The organism is Klebsiella grimontii (assembly GCF_900200035.1).
In the GTDB taxonomy this organism is placed as follows: Bacteria; Pseudomonadota; Gammaproteobacteria; order Enterobacterales; family Enterobacteriaceae; genus Klebsiella; species Klebsiella grimontii.
Genome location: NZ_FZTC01000007.1, coordinates 1 through 17,898 on the forward strand (window position 1 = coordinate 1; position 17,898 = coordinate 17,898).

A 17,898-nucleotide genomic window follows, 5' to 3' on the forward strand; every position below is an offset into this window, starting at 1 on the left:
TAGGGAACTGCCAGGCATCAAATTAAGTAGTAAGCCGGTGCATTAATCCGGTGGTTACAGAAGTATTCGGTGGAGCGGTAGTTCAGTCGGTTAGAATACCTGCCTGTCACGCAGGGGGTCGCGGGTTCGAGTCCCGTCCGTTCCGCCACTTATTAAAAAAATTAAGCCTGCTGATAAAGCAGGCTTAATGATAAGAAAATTTAGGGGCGTAGCTCAGTTGGTAGAGCACCGGTCTCCAAAACCGGGTGTCGCGAGTTCGAGTCTCTCCGCCCCTGCCATATAATAATCCTTTGCTCAGGCAAAGGATTTTTTTTGCTTTAAATTTCCCGCCGATCCTCCTCCGTCCCTGGAGGAGTGCGTCTATCCCAATATATTGTGCTTCAGGATCTCACGAATCTGCGCTTGTTTGTCGCTGTTTTGTAGCCAAATTGCATAGAGGGGTCTTGAAAGCGTCGCACTGTCGGTCACCGTATGCAGGTTATTTTTCTCCTGCGCCCAGAGCACGGGCAACCATGTACAGCCCTTAAGGGCGCTGAGTTGCTGGTACGCTAATTCGGCAGAACTGGTGGTCAGCAGAGGAATATCATCATTTCCGATCAATCCGGCTTCATTTTGTTGAAAATCCGGCCCCCATTCCAGGCGTAAATAATTCAATTCATTCGTGTACTTAGCCGGTGATGAACAATAAAGCGCTAATGTAAAATTACCCAGTAACTGGCTGCTTAGTTCATCCATCTTCGGCGATTCTGTCGTGATCAAGAGATCAAGCTGGCGTTCATGCAGCTGTTTGACCAGCGATTGGCGCTGCGCAATCCGCGCCTCAAACTGGAGGTTATAGGGCTCCGTATAGAGCTTGCCCAGCCATCCGTTAAGCAGACATTCCCAGAGAGAAGCGCTGGCACCGATCGAAAATTCATTATGTCGGGAAGCATTCGCGACCTCCTTGCGCGCAGCTTGCCAGGTATTCATCAGGGTTTCGGCGTAGGGCAGCAGTTTCTCTCCGGCTGAAGTCAGACGGATATTATTACGATGACGGGTAAAAAGGTTCACCCCCAGCTGGTTCTCCAGCTGACGAATACGAAAGCTAACTGCTGACTGCGTCAGATAAAGCGCCTCTGCGGCTCGGCCAAAGTGGCGAGTTCTGCTCACCTCAAGGAAAGTCTTCAGCAATTCCGTATCCACACTCTTCTCCGCAAAATTATTTGTCGTGATGATTTAAATGTTTTGTTTGACGCTCTGTCAAGCGTAACTAATACTCCGCGCCATAATTAGCTCGGCCAAAGAATCAGGAGCGTGTAGGATGGCGGAAAGCTTTACGACAACTAATCGTTTTTTCGACAATAAAAATTATCCGCGCGGGTTTTCCCGTCATGGAGATTTCACCATCAAAGAGGCGCAACTGCTGGAACGTCATGGTTATGCCTTTAATGAACTCGAACTAGGTAAACGCGAGCCTGTCACCGACGATGAAAAACAGTTTGTTTCGGTATGCCGTGGTGAACGTGAGCCCGCAACGGAAGCAGAACGCGTCTGGATTAAGTACATGGCGCGCATTAAGCGTCCGAAGCGTTTCCATACTCTGTCCGGCGGCAAGCCGCAGGTGGAAGGTACGGAAGATTACACAGAAAGCGATGATTAAGAAAAAGGGCGTAAGCCCTTTTTTTACGCCATCATTTTTTGTAGATGGCTCAACATTCTGTCTATTGCCCTATAGCCGAGAGCCTCCTGCAGATGATGACGTTCGATGCAATCGACGGCTTCAATATCCGCAATAGTCCGGGAAACTTTAAGCAGGCGTTGCCAGGCGCGGATTGAAAGTCCAAGCTGAGTTAGCGTCTGCTCCAGCCAGATAGCGTCATCTTGATGAAGCCGGCAGCAGATTTTCATCTCATCATTTCCCAGATGCGCATTAAGTTTTTTCTGTCGTGATAGCTGTCTTTCGCGTGCGGCCAGAACACGTTGACGCACGCTGGCGCTACTTTCCTCCTCGTGTGTTCCCTGACTGAGTACTCCCGGCGGCGGAAGTGGGATCTCCAGAGAGAGATCGAACCGGTCGAGAAACGGGCCGGATAAACGGCCCAGGTAGCGTAGCGTCTGTTGTGGCGAGGCGCGATTATGCTGGCCCTGATAGTGCCCTGTCGGGCTGGGGTTCATCGCTGCAATAAGCTGGAAACGGGCCGGATAATCAATTTTGGCGCGCGTGCGAGAGATATGGATAACCCCTGACTCAATCGGTTCTCGTAACGCATCCAGTACCCTGCGTTCGAATTCAGGCAGCTCATCCAGAAACAGGACGCCATTATGGGCCAGCGAGATCTCTCCTGGTGCCGGAATTGAGCCGCCACCCACCATGGCCGCCAGGGAGGCGCTATGATGCGGGGCGCGAAAGGGCCTGCGACGCCAATTTTTCGTCGCACGCGTGGAATCGACCAGGCTATGTATTGCCGCGCTTTCCAGCGCCTCCTGGTTACTCAACGGCGGTAGCAGTCCCGGTAATCGACTGGCGAGCATCGTTTTACCGGTGCCGGGCGGGCCTATCATCAGCAGGTTGTGGCCACCTGCGGCGATAATTTCCAGCGCGCGTTTCCCCTGCTGCTGGCCAATAACATCACGCAGGTCAACCGGTGTATCATCCGAATACTCTCCTTCTGAGAGTGGATGAGTGAGGGGATTGCGACCTTCGAGAAAAGCGCAGACTTCCTGGAGATCGGTGGCGATAAGGCAGTCACTGCCGCCGATTAATCCTACCTCCGGAGAATTCTCATTAGAGATAACAATCTTCCGACCCGCTTTTATTGCCTCCATGGCGCTGGATATGGCACCAGGAACGCCACGCAGAGCGCCTGTAAGCGCCAGCTCGCCGACAAACTCATATTGATTTAGCCTGGTAGCATTTAGCTGCTCTGAGGCCACCAGAAGCGCGAGAGCGATAGGTAAATCATATCTTCCACCTTCTTTTGGCAGATCGGCCGGAGCCAGATTAATGGTGATTTTTTTCGCCGGATAAGCGTAGCCGCTGTTGATAATCGCACTACGTACCCGGTCACGCGCTTCTCTCACCGTTGTTTCCGGCAGCCCTACCATGGTCAGGCCAGGGAGTCCGTTGCTGATATGAACTTCAACCGTGATAAGCGGTGCGCCGATCCCGAGAGCGGCGCGGGTGTAAACAATGGCGAGTGACATAAAACCTCCTGAGAGCCAGGATTATGTCGGGGATCTGTTATCGAGTAATTCGGCAATATTAAATTTTACATGCTTGCTTCCAGCCAATTTTTGGCCCATTGCCACTTTGCACTCGCTTTGGATACTGGCTCGCAAAACACGGTTGTCAGTCAGGAACAGAAAAAGTGCTGTGGAGTACGCCACAAATTGAAATATTTTCATTTCATATTTTTTCTATTAAAAACAATTGTTTTTTCGTAAATGGTTAGCAAGGTAAGAAATGCGGTCATAAAAAAATCTTGTGTTTAACGTGATGTCTGTGGTACCTCTTTAGGTATTCCTTCGAACATGAAGCCAGAAAGAACATAAAATGACAGCCCTTCTACGAGTGATTAGCCTGGTCGTGATTAGCGTGGTGGTGATTATTATCCCACCGTGCGGGGCTGCACTTGGACGAGGAAAGGCTTAAAAAACAAGCCTTAACGAACTAAGACCCCCGCACCGAAAGGTCCGGGGGTTTTTTTATAACTTAAAAACAGAAAAGAGGAGCAGACGATGGCTGGTAGCATAAAATTCTGTTTCTCTCGATCTACGACGGGGAAGTAACTATGAATGGGGCGCGGTGGGTAGTACATGCTTTGCGAGCACAGGGAGTCGATACCGTTTTTGGCTATCCGGGTGGAGCAATTATGCCGGTTTACGATGCATTGTATGACGGCGGCGTGGAACACCTATTGTGCCGGCATGAACAGGGCGCGGCTATGGCGGCTATCGGCTATGCCAGGGCTACCGGCAAAACCGGGGTGTGTATCGCCACTTCGGGGCCTGGCGCAACCAACCTGATCACCGGCCTCGCCGACGCGCTGCTTGATTCCGTTCCCGTTGTTGCTATCACCGGCCAGGTTGCCGCCCCGTTCATTGGCACCGACGCATTCCAGGAAGTTGATGTTCTCGGTTTATCGCTGGCTTGCACCAAGCACAGTTTCCTGGTGCAGTCGCTGGAAGAACTGCCGCGCATCATTGCCGAAGCTTTCCACGTAGCAAACTCCGGGCGCCCCGGTCCCGTGCTGGTCGATATCCCAAAAGACATCCAGCTGGCTCAGGGCGATCTCGATCCGCATTTTTCCATGGTAGCCGACGACGTTGATTTTCCATATGCGGATATCGAATACGCTTTGCAGATGCTGACTCAGTCGCAGAAGCCGATGTTATACGTTGGCGGCGGCGTGGGGATGGCGCAGGCGGTTCCGGCGCTGCGCGAATTTCTTACCGTCACGCAAATGCCAGCGACCGCCACCCTGAAAGGACTGGGGGTGGTGGCGGCGGATTATCCCTACTATCTGGGGATGCTGGGGATGCACGGCACCAAGGCGGCCAACCTGGCGGTACAGGAATGTGACCTACTGATCGCGGTAGGCGCCCGCTTTGACGATCGCGTCACCGGCAAGCTGAATACGTTTGCCCCGCACGCCAAAGTTATCCATATGGATATCGATCCGGCTGAACTGAACAAGCTCCGTCAGGCGCATATCGGCCTGACCGGCGATTTGAATGTAATGCTGCCCGCGCTGCAGCAGCCGCTGTCTATTGATGCCTGGCGTCAACGTAATGCGCAGCTGCGCGCCGAGCACGCCTGGCGCTACGATCATCCGGGCGAGGCCATCTATGCTCCGCTGCTGCTGAAGCAGCTTTCCGAGCGCAAACCAGCAGATTGCGTCGTGACCACCGATGTGGGCCAGCATCAGATGTGGTCAGCGCAGCATATGACCTATACGCGTCCGGAGAATTTCATCACTTCCAGCGGATTAGGGACAATGGGCTTTGGCCTGCCGGCAGCAGTAGGCGCGCAGGTGGCCCGCCCCGATGATACGGTTATCTGTATCTCCGGTGACGGCTCCTTCATGATGAACGTGCAGGAGCTGGGCACCGTAAAACGCAAGCAGCTGCCGCTGAAGATAGTCTTACTGGACAACCAGCGTTTAGGAATGGTTCGACAATGGCAGCAGCTGTTTTTTCAGGAACGTTATAGCGAAACCACTCTTACCGATAACCCCGATTTTCTTACTCTGGCCAGCGCCTTCGGCATCCCTGGTCAACACATCACCCGTAAAGACCAGGTTGAAGCGGCACTCGACACCATGCTTTCGAGCCAGGGGCCTTACCTGCTTCATGTCTCAATCGATGAACTTGAGAACGTCTGGCCGTTGGTGCCGCCCGGTGCCAGTAATGCAGAAATGCTGGAGAAATTATCATGATGCAACATCAGGTCGCCTTGCAGGCTCGCTTTAACCCTGAAACCTTAGAACGCGTGCTGCGCGTCGTGCGCCATCGCGGGTTCCAGATTTGCGCGATGAATATGGAAACCGCCGCCGATGCCCGGAATATTAATATCGAACTGACCGTTGCCAGCCAGCGGCCCGTCGAATTACTGTTTAGTCAATTAAGCAAACTGGTGGACGTCGCCTGCGTCGAGATCCAGCAACCTACATCACAACAAATTCGCGCCTGAGCGCAAAGGAAGAATAATGACGACGAAAAAAGCTGACTACATTTGGTTCAATGGCGAGATGGTTCCGTGGGGCGAGGCGAAGGTTCACGTGATGTCCCATGCGCTGCACTACGGGACGTCCGTATTTGAAGGCATCCGTTGCTACGACTCTCACAAGGGACCGGTGGTGTTCCGTCACCGTGAACATATGCAGCGTCTGCATGACTCAGCCAAAATCTATCGTTTCCCGGTTTCTCAGAGCGTCGATGAGCTGATGGAAGCCTGTCGCGAAGTTATTCGTAAAAACAGCCTGACCAGCGCCTATATCCGTCCGTTAGTCTTTGTCGGCGACGTTGGCATGGGCGTTAACCCGCCTCCGGGCTATAACACTGACGTGATCATCGCGGCGTTCCCGTGGGGCGCCTACCTGGGTGCCGAAGCGCTGGATCAGGGGATCGATGCGATGGTTTCTTCCTGGAATCGCGCGGCGCCAAACACCATTCCGACCGCGGCCAAAGCCGGCGGTAACTATCTCTCTTCGCTGCTGGTCGGCAGCGAAGCGCGTCGCCATGGCTATCAGGAAGGTATCGCGCTGGACGTGAACGGCTACATCTCTGAAGGCGCCGGTGAAAACCTGTTTGAAGTTAAAGACGGCGTGTTGTTTACTCCGCCGTTCACCTCTTCCGCGCTGCCGGGCATTACCCGCGACGCTATCATCAAGCTGGCGAAAGACCTGGGCCTGGAAGTCCGCGAGCAGGTATTGTCCCGCGAGTCCCTGTACCTGGCTGACGAAGTCTTTATGTCCGGGACTGCCGCAGAGATCACCCCAGTACGCAGCGTTGATGGTATTCAGGTGGGCGAAGGCCGCTGCGGCCCGATCACCAAGCGCATTCAGCAAGCATTCTTTGGCCTCTTCACCGGTGAAACCGAGGATAAATGGGGCTGGTTGGATCAGGTTAATCAATAAGCATAAAAAATGGGGCGACACGCAACGCCCCATTTCACCGAAACTGGGAGTAACTAAAGCATGCCTAAGTACCGTTCCGCCACAACCACTCACGGCCGTAATATGGCGGGTGCCCGCGCGCTGTGGCGCGCCACTGGAATGACCGACGATGATTTTGGTAAGCCGATTATCGCCGTGGTGAATTCTTTCACCCAGTTCGTGCCGGGCCACGTTCACCTGCGCGATCTCGGCAAACTGGTTGCTGAGCAAATCGAAGCCGCTGGCGGCGTCGCCAAAGAATTCAACACCATTGCGGTGGATGATGGTATCGCCATGGGCCACGGGGGTATGCTTTATTCACTGCCATCCCGCGAACTGATCGCCGACTCGGTGGAGTACATGGTTAATGCCCACTGCGCTGATGCGATGGTCTGTATCTCCAACTGCGACAAAATCACTCCGGGGATGTTAATGGCGTCTCTGCGCCTGAATATTCCGGTAATTTTTGTTTCCGGCGGCCCAATGGAAGCCGGGAAAACCAAGCTGTCCGATCAAATCATTAAACTCGATCTGGTCGATGCGATGATTCAGGGCGCTGACCCGAAAGTCTCCGACGATCAGAGCGATCAGGTTGAACGTTCCGCCTGCCCGACCTGCGGCTCTTGTTCAGGAATGTTCACCGCGAACTCCATGAACTGCCTGACCGAAGCGCTGGGCCTGTCGCAGCCGGGTAACGGCTCGTTGCTGGCGACTCACGCCGATCGCAAGCAGCTGTTCCTCAATGCGGGCTCGCGTATCGTTGAGCTGACTAAACGTTACTACGAGCAGGACGACGCCTCTGCGCTGCCGCGTAATATCGCCAATAAGGCGGCGTTTGAAAACGCCATGACGCTGGATATCGCCATGGGCGGCTCCACCAATACCGTACTGCATCTGCTGGCGGCGGCGCAGGAAGCGGAAATCGACTTCACCATGAGCGATATCGATAAACTTTCCCGTAAAGTGCCGCAGCTGTGTAAGGTCGCGCCAAGTACGCAGAAATATCATATGGAAGATGTTCATCGCGCGGGCGGCGTATTGGGCATTTTAGGCGAACTGGATCGCGCCGGGCTGCTGAACCGCGACGTGAAAAACGTGCTTGGTTTGTCCCTGCCGCAGACGCTGGAGCAGTACGATATCACCGTCACGCAGGACGAAGCGGTCAAAAAAATGTTCCGCGCTGGCCCTGCGGGTATCCGCACAACGCAGGCTTTCTCTCAGAACTGCCGCTGGGATACCCTGGATGACGATCGCGCAGAAGGCTGTATCCGCTCGCTGGAACATGCTTACAGCAAGGACGGCGGTCTGGCGGTTCTGTACGGCAACTTTGCCGAGAATGGCTGCATCGTGAAAACCGCCGGCGTTGACGACAGCATCCTCAAATTTACCGGCCCGGCTAAGGTATACGAAAGCCAGGACGCGGCTGTGGATGCAATCCTCGGCGGCAAGGTTATCGCCGGTGACGTGGTGGTTATTCGCTACGAAGGGCCGAAAGGCGGTCCGGGGATGCAGGAAATGCTCTACCCGACGACCTTCCTGAAATCAATGGGTCTGGGTAAAGCCTGCGCGCTGATTACCGATGGACGCTTCTCCGGCGGTACCTCGGGTCTTTCCATTGGCCACGTTTCTCCGGAAGCCGCCAGCGGTGGCAATATCGCGATCATTGAAGATGGCGACATGATTGCTATCGATATCCCGAACCGCGGTATTCAGCTGCAGCTGAGCGATGCCGAGATTGCGGCGCGCCGCGAAGCTCAGGAAGCGCGCGGTGATAAAGCATGGACGCCGAAAGATCGTGAGCGTCAGGTTTCCTTTGCCCTTCGCGCCTACGCCAGCCTGGCAACCAGCGCCGACAAAGGCGCGGTGCGTGATAAATCGAAACTTGGGGGTTAATAATGGCCGAGTCGCAACCCCTGTCCGCCGCCCCCGAGGGGGCGGAATACCTCAGAGCGGTACTGCGCGCGCCGGTATATGAAGCCGCGCAGATCACGCCGCTGCAAAAAATGGAAAAGCTCTCGTCGCGCCTCGATAACGTTGTGCTGGTGAAGCGTGAAGATCGTCAGCCGGTGCACAGCTTTAAGCTGCGCGGGGCGTACGCGATGATGGCGGGGCTGACGGAAGAGCAAAAATCGCATGGCGTGATTACCGCTTCGGCGGGTAATCATGCGCAGGGCGTGGCTTTCTCGGCTTCTCGCCTGGGCGTGAAGGCGCTGATCGTCATGCCAACCGCCACGGCGGATATCAAAGTCGATGCGGTGCGCGGCTTCGGCGGCGAAGTGCTGCTGCACGGCGCGAACTTTGATGAAGCCAAGGCCAAAGCTATCGAGCTGGCGCAACAGCAGGGCTTTACCTGGGTACCGCCTTTCGACCACCCGATGGTGATTGCCGGGCAGGGTACGCTGGCGCTGGAGCTGCTGCAGCAGGATGCCCATATCGATCGCGTATTTGTCCCGGTCGGCGGCGGCGGTCTTGCGGCGGGCGTGGCGGTGCTGATCAAACAGCTGATGCCGCAGATTAAGGTCATTGCGGTTGAGGCCGAGGATTCTGCCTGTCTGAAAGCCGCGCTGGATGCGGGTCATCCGGTTGATTTACCCCGCGTCGGGCTCTTTGCCGAAGGCGTAGCGGTTAAACGTATCGGCGATGAGACTTTCCGTCTGTGTCAGGAGTATCTCGACGACATCGTTACTGTCGATAGCGATGCCATCTGCGCGGCGATGAAAGACCTGTTTGAAGACGTACGCGCGGTGGCTGAACCTTCCGGGGCGCTGGCGCTGGCGGGGATGAAAAAATATATCGCTCAGCATAATATTCGCGGCGAACGCCTGGCGCACGTGCTTTCCGGCGCGAACGTCAACTTCCACGGCCTGCGCTACGTTTCCGAACGCTGCGAGCTGGGGGAACAGCGTGAAGCGCTGCTGGCGGTCACCATTCCGGAAGAGAAGGGTAGCTTCCTCAAGTTCTGCCAGCTGCTGGGCGGCCGTTCGGTCACCGAATTTAACTATCGCTTCGCCGATGCGAAAAATGCCTGCATTTTTGTCGGCGTGCGCCTGAGCCGTGGTCTGGAAGAGCGGAAAGAGATCCTCAACCTGCTGCACGAGGGCGGCTACAGCGTAGTGGATCTCTCTGACGATGAAATGGCTAAGCTTCACGTGCGCTATATGGTGGGCGGGCGTCCGTCGCAGCCGCTGCAGGAACGTTTGTTCAGCTTCGAGTTTCCGGAATCCCCCGGTGCCCTGCTGAAGTTCCTGCATACCCTTGGCACCCACTGGAACATTTCTCTGTTCCATTATCGCAGCCACGGTACCGATTATGGCCGCGTGCTGGCGGCATTCGAACTGGGCGATCACGAGCCTGATTTTGAAACCCGCTTGCATGAGCTGGGCTACGATTGTCACGACGAGAGCAATAATCCAGCGTTCAGGTTCTTCCTCGCAGGTTAGGCTGCGCAGCGCTTATCTGGCCTACGATCGGGTTGTAGGCCGGTTCAGGCATCCGGCACTAGTGGCCAGGCAGCAAATTCCAGAATGCATTAATCAGCGGCTCATGCAGCCGCTTTTTTGGCGCGCAGACGCCGAGTTCAAAAGGGGTCTTCTCGTCGCTGCGCTCCAGAATCATTACGCGATTGCGTACTGGTTCCGGGCTATTTTCCAGTACCACTTCCGGCAGCAGCGCTACGCCGCAGCCCAGCGCCACCATAGAAACCATGGCTTCATGTCCGCCCACCGTAGCGTAAATCGACGGATTACTGATTTTATGGCGGCGAAACCACAGCTCAATGCGGCGGCGCACGGGCCCTTGATCGGCCATAATGAAGGGTACCGTTGCCCAGTCGGGTTTCTCCACCGAGATCTGGTTGCGAACCGGACAAGGCAGCGCCGGGGCGATCAGCACCACCGCCAGATTCTCCAGCATGGAAAACGCCACCGCGCCAGGCAGCGTCTCGGGTTTCCCGGCAATCGCCAGATCGGCCTCACCCGTGACCACTTTCTCCATCGCATCGGCGGCATCGCCGGTGGTGAGCTTTATTTCCACCGAGGGATGTTCGGCGCGGAAACGATCGAGAATCGGCGGCAGATGACTGTAGGCGGCGGTCACCGAACAGAAGATATGCAGTTCGCCCGACAGCGACGGACCTTGCTGATCGATAGCGTGGCGCAGCTGCTGATACTGCAATAGCGTCTGCTGGGCAAAGGTGCGGAGCTCTTCTCCCGCTTCGGTAAGCGTTACCGTGCGGTTATCGCGGACAAACAGCGGCTGCCCAAGGTCTTCTTCCAGGCGCTGAATCTGCCGGGAAAGCGTGGAGGGGCTGACGTGCATCGCTCGCGCGCTGCGGCCAAAATGGCGGCTTTCCGCCAGATGCAGGAAGGTTTTTAGATCGCGTAAGTCCACCGGCGGCACTCCACAATTTTACATTGCAGAAATTGCAACGTGACGTTGTGAATATATCAATTTCCGCAATAAATTTCCTGTCATATAGTAAGTTCATTCTCTCTTGCACAGACACGGCAAGCGAACCGAACAATAAGACAGCACAACATCACGAGGTATCACCATGGCTAACTACTTTAATACACTGAACCTGCGCCAGCAGCTGGCGCAGCTGGGCAAATGTCGCTTTATGGGTCGCGACGAATTCGCCGATGGCGCAAGCTACCTTCAGGGTAAAAAAGTGGTCATCGTCGGCTGTGGCGCTCAGGGCCTGAACCAGGGTCTGAACATGCGCGACTCCGGTCTGGATATCTCCTACGCGCTGCGTAAAGAAGCGATTGCCGAAAAGCGCGCTTCATGGCGTAAAGCGACCGAAAACGGCTTCAAAGTAGGTACCTACGAAGAGCTGATCCCGCAGGCTGACCTGGTGGTCAACCTGACTCCGGACAAACAGCACTCTGACGTTGTGCGTTCCGTTCAGCCGCTGATGAAAGACGGCGCGGCGCTGGGCTACTCTCATGGCTTCAACATCGTGGAAGTTGGCGAGCAGATCCGTAAAGATATCACCGTCGTGATGGTGGCGCCGAAGTGCCCGGGTACCGAAGTGCGTGAAGAGTACAAGCGCGGCTTCGGCGTACCGACCCTGATCGCGGTTCACCCGGAAAACGATCCGAAAGGCGAAGGCATGGCGATTGCTAAAGCCTGGGCTGCGGCGACCGGCGGTCACCGTGCGGGCGTTCTGGAATCTTCCTTCGTTGCGGAAGTGAAATCTGACCTGATGGGCGAGCAGACCATCCTCTGCGGTATGCTGCAGGCCGGTTCTCTGCTGTGCTTCGATAAGCTGGTGGAAGAGGGTACCGACCCGGCATACGCTGAAAAACTGATTCAGTTCGGCTGGGAAACCATCACCGAAGCGCTGAAGCAGGGCGGTATCACCCTGATGATGGATCGCCTGTCTAACCCGGCTAAGCTGCGTGCTTACGCGCTGTCCGAACAGCTGAAAACGATCATGGCGCCGCTGTTCCAGAAGCATATGGATGACATCATCTCCGGTGAATTCTCCTCCGGCATGATGGCTGACTGGGCCAACGACGATAAGAAACTGCTGACCTGGCGTGAAGAAACCGGTAAAACCGCGTTCGAAACCGCACCGCAGTTTGAAGGTAAAATCGGCGAGCAGGAGTACTTCGATAAAGGCGTTCTGATGATCGCGATGGTGAAAGCGGGCGTTGAGCTGGCATTTGAAACCATGGTGGATTCCGGCATCATCGAAGAGTCTGCTTACTACGAATCACTGCACGAGCTGCCGCTGATCGCCAACACCATCGCTCGTAAGCGTCTGTACGAAATGAACGTGGTTATCTCCGATACCGCTGAATACGGTAACTACCTGTTCTCTTACGCTTGCGTACCGCTGCTGAAAGAGTTCATGACCACCCTGCAGACCGGCGACCTGGGCAAAGCGATTGCCGAAGGCGCGGTAGACAACGCTCAGCTGCGCGACGTGAACGAAGCCATTCGCGGCCATGCTATCGAGCAGGTTGGTAAGAAACTGCGTGGTTACATGACTGATATGAAACGCATTGCGGTTGCCGGGTAAATAAAAACGACGGTGGTGGGGGGATACCCTCACCCCAGCCCTCTCCCACAGGGAGAGGGAGCAAACATTCAAGGCCTTCTCAGCGAGAAGGCCTTGTTGTTTATTTCCGGTACAGCACTTTGATGATGTGATAACCAAACTGGGTGTGCAGCGGGCCGGTGGGCTCCAGCTCCGGGCAGGAGAAGACGACTTTATCAAACGCCGGCACCATCTGGCCCTGGCGGAATTCACCTAAATCGCCGCCGCGTTTGCCTGACGGGCAGATCGAGTGCTTCTTCGCCAGTTTACCGAAATCGGCGCCGTTTTTAATTTGCTCCAGAAGATCCAGTGCCAGCTGCTCTTCTTTAACCAGGATATGCAGTGCTGCTGCCGTTTTTGCCATGATCGTACCTTGATTGAATAGGGGATGAATCAGGGCGCAATAGTAGCATGGGCTAGCGGCGATACAGCACCTTAATGATGTGGTAGCCAAACTTGGTTTTGACCGGCCCGTAAGGTTTGAGCAGCGGGCAGCTGAAGACTGCCTTATCGAACGGCCCAACCATGACTCCTTGATTAAACTCTCCGAGATCGCCGCCGTTGCGCCCGGAGGGGCACTTTGAATAGCGCTTTGCCAGATGATCGAAGCTTACGCCACGTTCCAGTTTGGCGAGGATCTCTTGCGCCAGCTTCTCTTCTTTAACCAGGATGTGCAGGGCTGCTGCGCTCTTTGCCATTATTTTGTTCTCACGTCTCAAAGATATCCCGTTACTTTACCATCCGCTTTGGTCGTGGACATATACTCTTCGCCATCGCGGGACAGATGTCTCGCCTGATAGACGGAAGCGGGAGATGAGCAACACTTTTATCCGGCGTATTCCCCCCTGCCAGGGACAGCCGTCCTGTCCTTAACGTTGTGGAGCGAGATAACATGGGCACAATGAAAAAACCTGACTTTTCAGTTAGCTGGCTTTCCGGGCTGAGCGAGATTGTGAGCGATCCGCTGCTCTATGAATTACTGAAATATTGTCCTCTGGAGATCATGCGGCGCTGGCGCTTCGAAGAGATCCCGCGCGGTGATTTTATCTGCCGGCAGGGTGACGTGTGTCAGCGGTTTTCGCTGATTATCGCCGGTGAGGTGGACGTTTTCTATGAGGCTGAAGACGGGCGCCGCTACCGCCAGGCCCGTTACCGTAAAGGCGACATGCTGGGCGAGCTCGAGATCTTTGAGTCGCGTCATTACATCTGCTCGGTGGTGGCGGTGGGTCATGTGCAGCTCCTGAGCCTGTCGCAGGAACATTTCTGCCGCTGGCTGGCGTTAGATAACCATTTTAACCAGCGGATGCTGCGCTTTTTTAGCCAGCAGTATTACCAGCTGTCGAAGAAGGCCAGCAGCGACAATCTTTACTCGCTGCATCAGCGGGTATGTCAGGCGTTATGGCTGCGTTATCAAAATGATGGCGCCAGTGAAATCTTGCTGGATAAGCAAAATCTCAGCCAGGAATTCGCGGCGACGACCCGCAGTATTAACCGTATTTTGCATGACCTGAAAGCGCTACAGATTATTGATACCGATGGTGAACGCATTGTGTTGTTAGCTCCTGAAAAACTGAAGCAGGAGGCTGATATCGGATAACCGCAAGAGTAAGGAGGCGGGAGAATGTCGCTGCAACCCCATATCCAGTTAAGCAAAGAGATGACCGGCGCGCGGTACGCGCTGCTGCCGGGCGACCCGCAGCGGGTCGACCGCATCGCCAATTTTCTTGATAATCCACAGCCGCTCGGTCAGAACCGGGAGTTTCGCGCCGCGCGCGGCTGGTATCAGGGCGTCGAGATTTTGGTACTCTCCACCGGAATCGGTGGCCCCTCCACCGCGATCGCCATTGAAGAACTGCGCCAGATCGGCGTAACCACTCTGATTCGTATCGGCAGCTGCGGGGCACTGCAGGATAATCTTGCGCTCGGCGACGTGATTATCGCTCACGCCGCGGTGATGGATGACGGTACCAGCCGAACCTATGCGCCGGCGGGCTATCCGGCCTGCGCTGACCCACAGCTGACCTGGGAACTGATGGCGCAGGCGCGGCAGATGAATATCCCGGCCGCGTGCGGTCTGGTGCGCAGCCATGACAGTTTCTATACCGATCGTGAGGCGGAACTGGATGCGCAGTGGTCGGCGCGCGGCATTCTGGGGGCGGATATGGAGAGCGCCGCCCTGATGACTATCGGCGCGCTGCGCGGGCTACGTACGGCTTCATTACTCAACGTGGTTGTTGCCCATAACGGTTGTCTGGATAGCAGCATCAATGATTATGTCCAGCAGGAAGCGCTGTGCCAGCAGGGCGAAGAACGGCAAATTACCCTGGCGCTGCGCGCCATTTATTCCGCTAGCCAGCAAGGAGGTTTGTGATGGACTTTTTTAGCATTAACAATGTGATGGTCAACATTCCTCTCGGCGAAGGCGGCTATGCGCTATCGTGGATTGAAGCCATCGGTACCATATTCGGCCTGTTGTGTATCTGGTGCGCCAGCCGGGAAAAAATCATCAACTATCTGTTTGGCCTGATCAACGTCACGCTGTTTGCGGCCATTTTTTTCCAGATTCAGCTCTATGCCAGCCTGCTGCTGCAGGTGTTTTTTTTCGCAGCCAACATTTACGGCTGGTACGCGTGGAGCCGGCAAAACGAGGCGCAGGAGGCCGCGCTCAAGGTACGCTGGCTTTCCCGTCAGCAAACCCTGGCGCTGGGCGGCGTCTGCGCGGTGGCGATTGTGCTGATGACGTTGTTTATCGATCCGGTGTTCGCGACGCTCACTCGTATCATGATTGCCCTGCTGCAAACTTTCGGTATGCAGGTTGCGATGCCCGACCTCCAGCCCGATGCCTTCCCGTTCTGGGATTCCACCATGCTGGTGTTGTCGATTGCCGCCATGGTGCTGATGACGCGTAAGTTCGTCGAAAACTGGCTGCTGTGGGTACTTATTGACGTGATTAGCGTCGTTATCTACGCGGTACAAGGCGTTTACGCCATGTCGCTTGAATATGTCCTGCTGACGGCGATCGCGGTGATGGGCTCGTACAGCTGGATCAAGAGCGCGCAGCGTAACGGCTATACTCCGCTTGCCGCATCCTGATTGACCGATTTCCAGGCTGCCTGAATGGGCAGCCTGTTGCTCTCACCGCCCCTCTTTCTGCTACAATCCCCACCCCGTTCGAAGATTGAGCAAAATACACCCATGCGTTTAAATCCTGGCCAACAACAAGCCGTCGAATTCGTTACCGGACCGTGCCTGGTGCTGGCGGGTGCCGGTTCCGGTAAGACCCGCGTTATTACCAATAAAATCGCCCACCTGATCCGCGGCTGCGGCTACCAGGCGCGCCATATCGCGGCGGTTACCTTTACCAACAAGGCGGCGCGCGAAATGAAAGAGCGCGTCGGGCAAACGCTGGGGCGTAAAGAAGCGCGCGGCCTGATGATTTCCACCTTCCACACGCTGGGGCTGGATATCATCAAACGCGAATACGCTGCATTAGGGATGAAATCCAACTTCTCGCTGTTCGACGATACCGACCAGGTGGCGCTGTTAAAAGAGCTCACCGAAGGGCTGATCGAAGACGATAAAGTGGTGCTTCAGCAGCTGATCTCCACGATCTCCAACTGGAAAAACGATCTGAAAACCCCTGCCCAGGCCGCCGCCGGCGCGAAAGGGGAGCGGGATCGGATCTTTGCTCACTGCTACGGACTGTACGACGCGCATATGAAAGCCTGTAACGTACTCGACTTTGACGATCTGATCCTGCTGCCGACCCTGCTGCTGCAGCGCAACGAAGAGGTGCGGGAGCGCTGGCAGAACAAGATTCGCTATCTGCTGGTGGATGAATACCAGGACACCAACACCAGCCAGTACGAGCTGGTGAAACTGCTGGTGGGGCAGCGGGCGCGCTTTACCGTAGTCGGCGATGACGATCAGTCGATCTACTCCTGGCGCGGCGCGCGGCCGCAGAACCTGGTGCTGCTAAGCCAGGATTTCCCGGCGCTGCAGGTGATCAAGCTGGAGCAAAACTACCGCTCTTCCGGGCGTATTCTGAAGGCGGCCAACATCCTGATTGCCAACAACCCGCACGTCTTCGAAAAGCGCCTGTTTTCCGAGCTGGGCTATGGCGTAGAGCTGAAGGTGCTCTCCGCCAACAATGAAGACCACGAGGCGGAACGCGTGGCTGGCGAACTGATCGCCCATCACTTTATTAATAAAACCGCCTATAAGGATTACGCGATCCTGTATCGCGGCAACCATCAGTCGCGGGTTTTCGAAAAGATGCTGATGCAAAATCGCATCCCGTACAAAATTTCCGGCGGCACGTCGTTCTTTTCCCGTCCGGAAATTAAAGACCTGCTGGCCTATCTGCGCGTGCTGACTAACCCTGATGACGACAGCGCCTTCCTGCGCATCGTCAATACGCCGAAGCGCGAAATCGGTTCGGCGACGCTGCAAAAGCTGGGCGAATGGGCGATGGGGCGCAATAAAAGCATGTTTACTGCCAGCTTCGATATGGGCCTGACCCAGACGCTGAACGGACGCGGCTATGAGTCTTTGACCCGCTTCACCCACTGGCTGCGGGAGATCCAGCAGCTTTCAGAGCGCGAGCCGATTGCCGCCGTCCGCGATCTGATCCGCGGCGTGGATTATGAATCCTGGCTCTATGAAACTTCGCCCAGCCCGAAAGCCGCCGAAATGCGGATGAAAAACGTCAATACGCTCTTCACGTGGATGACGGAAATGCTGGAGGGCAGCGATATCGATGAACCGATGACGCTCACCCAGGTCGTGACCCGTTTTACGCTACGAGACATGATGGAGCGCGGCGAGTCGGATGAGGAGACGGATCAGGTTCAGCTGATGACGCTTCACGCTTCAAAAGGGCTGGAGTTCCCCTACGTCTACCTGGTTGGCATGGAGGAAGGGCTGCTGCCGCACCAGAGCAGCATTGATGAAGACAACGTCGATGAAGAACGCCGTCTTGCCTACGTGGGTATCACCCGCGCGCAGAAAGAGCTTACTTTTACCTTGTGCAAAGAGCGCCGTCAGTACGGCGAGCTGGTGCGACCGGAGCCGAGCCGTTTCCTGCTGGAGCTGCCGCAGGATGATCTGATTTGGGAGCAGGAGCGCAAAGTGATTTCGCCGGAAGAGCGTATGCATAAAGGTCAGGCGAACGTCGCCAACATCCGGGCGATGCTGGCGAAAGCGCGTAAATAGCGG

17 protein-coding genes and 2 tRNA genes are annotated in these 17,898 nt (G+C 55.6%); 14 read left to right on the plus strand and 5 right to left on the minus strand.

The genetic code is table 11. The features are described from left to right. The first annotated feature begins 71 nt into the window (after positions 1-71). Positions 72-148 (plus strand) — tRNA-Asp (locus KOSB73_RS01985). Positions 149-202: 54 nt separating this feature from the next. Continuing rightward, a tRNA-Trp gene (locus tag KOSB73_RS01990) sits at positions 203-278 on the plus strand. Positions 279-360: 82 nt separating this feature from the next. Here the strand turns inward: KOSB73_RS01990 and hdfR are convergent. Then, positions 361-1,182 (minus strand): HTH-type transcriptional regulator HdfR, encoded by an 822-nt coding sequence (hdfR, locus tag KOSB73_RS01995; RefSeq protein ID WP_024360645.1) that lies wholly within the window; start codon positions 1,180-1,182, stop codon positions 361-363. Between the two features lie 118 nt (positions 1,183-1,300). Here hdfR and KOSB73_RS02000 point away from each other — a divergent pair, with 118 nt between their 5' ends. Next, positions 1,301-1,639, plus strand: a complete 339-nt coding sequence (locus KOSB73_RS02000; RefSeq protein WP_004097464.1) for a MaoP family protein — start codon at positions 1,301-1,303, stop codon at positions 1,637-1,639. 23 nt (positions 1,640-1,662) lie between these two features. Here the strand turns inward: KOSB73_RS02000 and KOSB73_RS02005 are convergent, their stop codons facing one another. Next, positions 1,663-3,183: a YifB family Mg chelatase-like AAA ATPase gene (locus tag KOSB73_RS02005; protein WP_049131529.1), complete on the minus strand. Its 1,521-nt coding sequence runs from the start codon at positions 3,181-3,183 to the stop codon at positions 1,663-1,665. A 349-nt stretch (positions 3,184-3,532) separates the two neighbouring features. Here KOSB73_RS02005 and ilvL point away from each other — a divergent pair, with 349 nt between their 5' ends. From ilvL to ilvA, 6 genes are all read left to right on the plus strand, one after another. Next, entirely contained in the window at positions 3,533-3,631 is a 99-nt protein-coding gene (ilvL, locus tag KOSB73_RS02010; protein ID WP_001311244.1) for an ilv operon leader peptide, read from the plus strand. 139 nt (positions 3,632-3,770) lie between these two features. Then, positions 3,771-5,417 carry an acetolactate synthase 2 catalytic subunit gene (gene ilvG / locus KOSB73_RS02015; RefSeq protein ID WP_024360643.1) on the plus strand — a complete coding sequence of 549 codons (1,647 nt, stop codon included), beginning with the start codon at positions 3,771-3,773 and terminating at the stop codon, positions 5,415-5,417. Continuing rightward, complete coding sequence (gene ilvM / locus KOSB73_RS02020) at positions 5,414-5,671, plus strand: acetolactate synthase 2 small subunit (protein WP_004107599.1); 258 nt, start codon at positions 5,414-5,416, stop codon at positions 5,669-5,671. The genes ilvG and ilvM overlap by 4 nt, the downstream gene beginning before the upstream one ends. A gap of 16 nt (positions 5,672-5,687) precedes the next feature. Continuing rightward, complete coding sequence (locus tag KOSB73_RS02025) at positions 5,688-6,617, plus strand: branched-chain amino acid transaminase (protein WP_004097473.1); 930 nt, start codon at positions 5,688-5,690, stop codon at positions 6,615-6,617. A gap of 60 nt (positions 6,618-6,677) precedes the next feature. Next, entirely contained in the window at positions 6,678-8,528 is a 1,851-nt protein-coding gene (gene ilvD / locus KOSB73_RS02030) for a dihydroxy-acid dehydratase (RefSeq protein WP_098140198.1), read from the plus strand. 2 nt (positions 8,529-8,530) lie between these two features. Then, complete coding sequence (ilvA, locus tag KOSB73_RS02035) at positions 8,531-10,075, plus strand: threonine ammonia-lyase, biosynthetic (RefSeq protein ID WP_004133308.1); 1,545 nt, start codon at positions 8,531-8,533, stop codon at positions 10,073-10,075. Positions 10,076-10,133: 58 nt separating this feature from the next. On the opposite strand, the gene ilvY is transcribed toward ilvA, so the two are convergent. After that, a complete protein-coding gene (ilvY, locus tag KOSB73_RS02040) occupies positions 10,134-11,024 on the minus strand; it encodes an HTH-type transcriptional activator IlvY (protein WP_004133306.1) in 891 nt (296 codons plus the stop codon). Between the two features lie 163 nt (positions 11,025-11,187). On the opposite strand from ilvY, the gene ilvC reads away from it, so the two are divergent. Then, positions 11,188-12,663 (plus strand): ketol-acid reductoisomerase, encoded by a 1,476-nt coding sequence (gene ilvC / locus KOSB73_RS02045; RefSeq protein ID WP_004133304.1) that lies wholly within the window; start codon positions 11,188-11,190, stop codon positions 12,661-12,663. Positions 12,664-12,763: 100 nt separating this feature from the next. Here the strand turns inward: ilvC and ppiC (KOSB73_RS02050) are convergent, their stop codons facing one another. Together ppiC (KOSB73_RS02050) and ppiC (KOSB73_RS02055) are read right to left on the minus strand one after the other, a co-directional pair. Continuing rightward, positions 12,764-13,045, minus strand: a complete 282-nt coding sequence (gene ppiC / locus KOSB73_RS02050) for a peptidylprolyl isomerase PpiC (RefSeq protein ID WP_004127351.1) — start codon at positions 13,043-13,045, stop codon at positions 12,764-12,766. Positions 13,046-13,097: 52 nt separating this feature from the next. Then, the gene (gene ppiC / locus KOSB73_RS02055) at positions 13,098-13,379 is read right to left on the minus strand and encodes a peptidylprolyl isomerase PpiC (RefSeq protein WP_004127352.1); all 282 of its coding nucleotides are present in this window, start codon (positions 13,377-13,379) and stop codon (positions 13,098-13,100) included. A gap of 194 nt (positions 13,380-13,573) precedes the next feature. Between ppiC (KOSB73_RS02055) and KOSB73_RS02060 the strand changes: the two genes are divergently transcribed. From KOSB73_RS02060 to rep, 4 genes are all read left to right on the plus strand, one after another. Further along, entirely contained in the window at positions 13,574-14,278 is a 705-nt protein-coding gene (locus KOSB73_RS02060) for a Crp/Fnr family transcriptional regulator (RefSeq protein ID WP_098140199.1), read from the plus strand. A 24-nt stretch (positions 14,279-14,302) separates the two neighbouring features. Continuing rightward, on the plus strand, positions 14,303-15,052 hold the full coding sequence (locus KOSB73_RS02065) for a nucleoside phosphorylase (protein WP_032711118.1): 750 nt from the start codon (positions 14,303-14,305) through the stop codon (positions 15,050-15,052). Beyond that, positions 15,052-15,774, plus strand: a complete 723-nt coding sequence (gene pnuC, locus KOSB73_RS02070) for a nicotinamide riboside transporter PnuC (RefSeq protein ID WP_029669992.1) — start codon at positions 15,052-15,054, stop codon at positions 15,772-15,774. The genes KOSB73_RS02065 and pnuC overlap by 1 nt, the downstream gene beginning before the upstream one ends. Before the next feature lie 102 nt (positions 15,775-15,876). Beyond that, the gene (rep, locus tag KOSB73_RS02075; RefSeq protein ID WP_024360636.1) at positions 15,877-17,895 is read left to right on the plus strand and encodes a DNA helicase Rep; all 2,019 of its coding nucleotides are present in this window, start codon (positions 15,877-15,879) and stop codon (positions 17,893-17,895) included. Positions 17,896-17,898 lie beyond the last annotated feature (3 nt).

What these genes read in the sequence shown, in the direction of transcription:
- ilvA (WP_004133308.1), top strand. Translation starts at nt 8,531, where the DNA reads ATGGCCGAGTCGCAACCCCTGTCCGCCGCCCCCGAGGGGGCGGAATAC.
- ppiC (WP_004127351.1), bottom strand. Translation starts at nt 13,045, where the DNA reads ATGGCAAAAACGGCAGCAGCACTGCATATCCTGGTTAAAGAAGAGCAG.
- KOSB73_RS02025 (WP_004097473.1), top strand. Translation starts at nt 5,688, where the DNA reads ATGACGACGAAAAAAGCTGACTACATTTGGTTCAATGGCGAGATGGTT.
- ppiC (WP_004127352.1), bottom strand. Translation starts at nt 13,379, where the DNA reads ATGGCAAAGAGCGCAGCAGCCCTGCACATCCTGGTTAAAGAAGAGAAG.
- KOSB73_RS02065 (WP_032711118.1), top strand. Translation starts at nt 14,303, where the DNA reads ATGTCGCTGCAACCCCATATCCAGTTAAGCAAAGAGATGACCGGCGCG.
- ilvD (WP_098140198.1), top strand. Translation starts at nt 6,678, where the DNA reads ATGCCTAAGTACCGTTCCGCCACAACCACTCACGGCCGTAATATGGCG.
- KOSB73_RS02060 (WP_098140199.1), top strand. Translation starts at nt 13,574, where the DNA reads ATGGGCACAATGAAAAAACCTGACTTTTCAGTTAGCTGGCTTTCCGGG.
- rep (WP_024360636.1), top strand. Translation starts at nt 15,877, where the DNA reads ATGCGTTTAAATCCTGGCCAACAACAAGCCGTCGAATTCGTTACCGGA.
- ilvG (WP_024360643.1), top strand. Translation starts at nt 3,771, where the DNA reads ATGAATGGGGCGCGGTGGGTAGTACATGCTTTGCGAGCACAGGGAGTC.
- ilvM (WP_004107599.1), top strand. Translation starts at nt 5,414, where the DNA reads ATGATGCAACATCAGGTCGCCTTGCAGGCTCGCTTTAACCCTGAAACC.
- ilvC (WP_004133304.1), top strand. Translation starts at nt 11,188, where the DNA reads ATGGCTAACTACTTTAATACACTGAACCTGCGCCAGCAGCTGGCGCAG.
- KOSB73_RS02000 (WP_004097464.1), top strand. Translation starts at nt 1,301, where the DNA reads ATGGCGGAAAGCTTTACGACAACTAATCGTTTTTTCGACAATAAAAAT.
- pnuC (WP_029669992.1), top strand. Translation starts at nt 15,052, where the DNA reads ATGGACTTTTTTAGCATTAACAATGTGATGGTCAACATTCCTCTCGGC.
- KOSB73_RS02005 (WP_049131529.1), bottom strand. Translation starts at nt 3,183, where the DNA reads ATGTCACTCGCCATTGTTTACACCCGCGCCGCTCTCGGGATCGGCGCA.
- ilvL (WP_001311244.1), top strand. Translation starts at nt 3,533, where the DNA reads ATGACAGCCCTTCTACGAGTGATTAGCCTGGTCGTGATTAGCGTGGTG.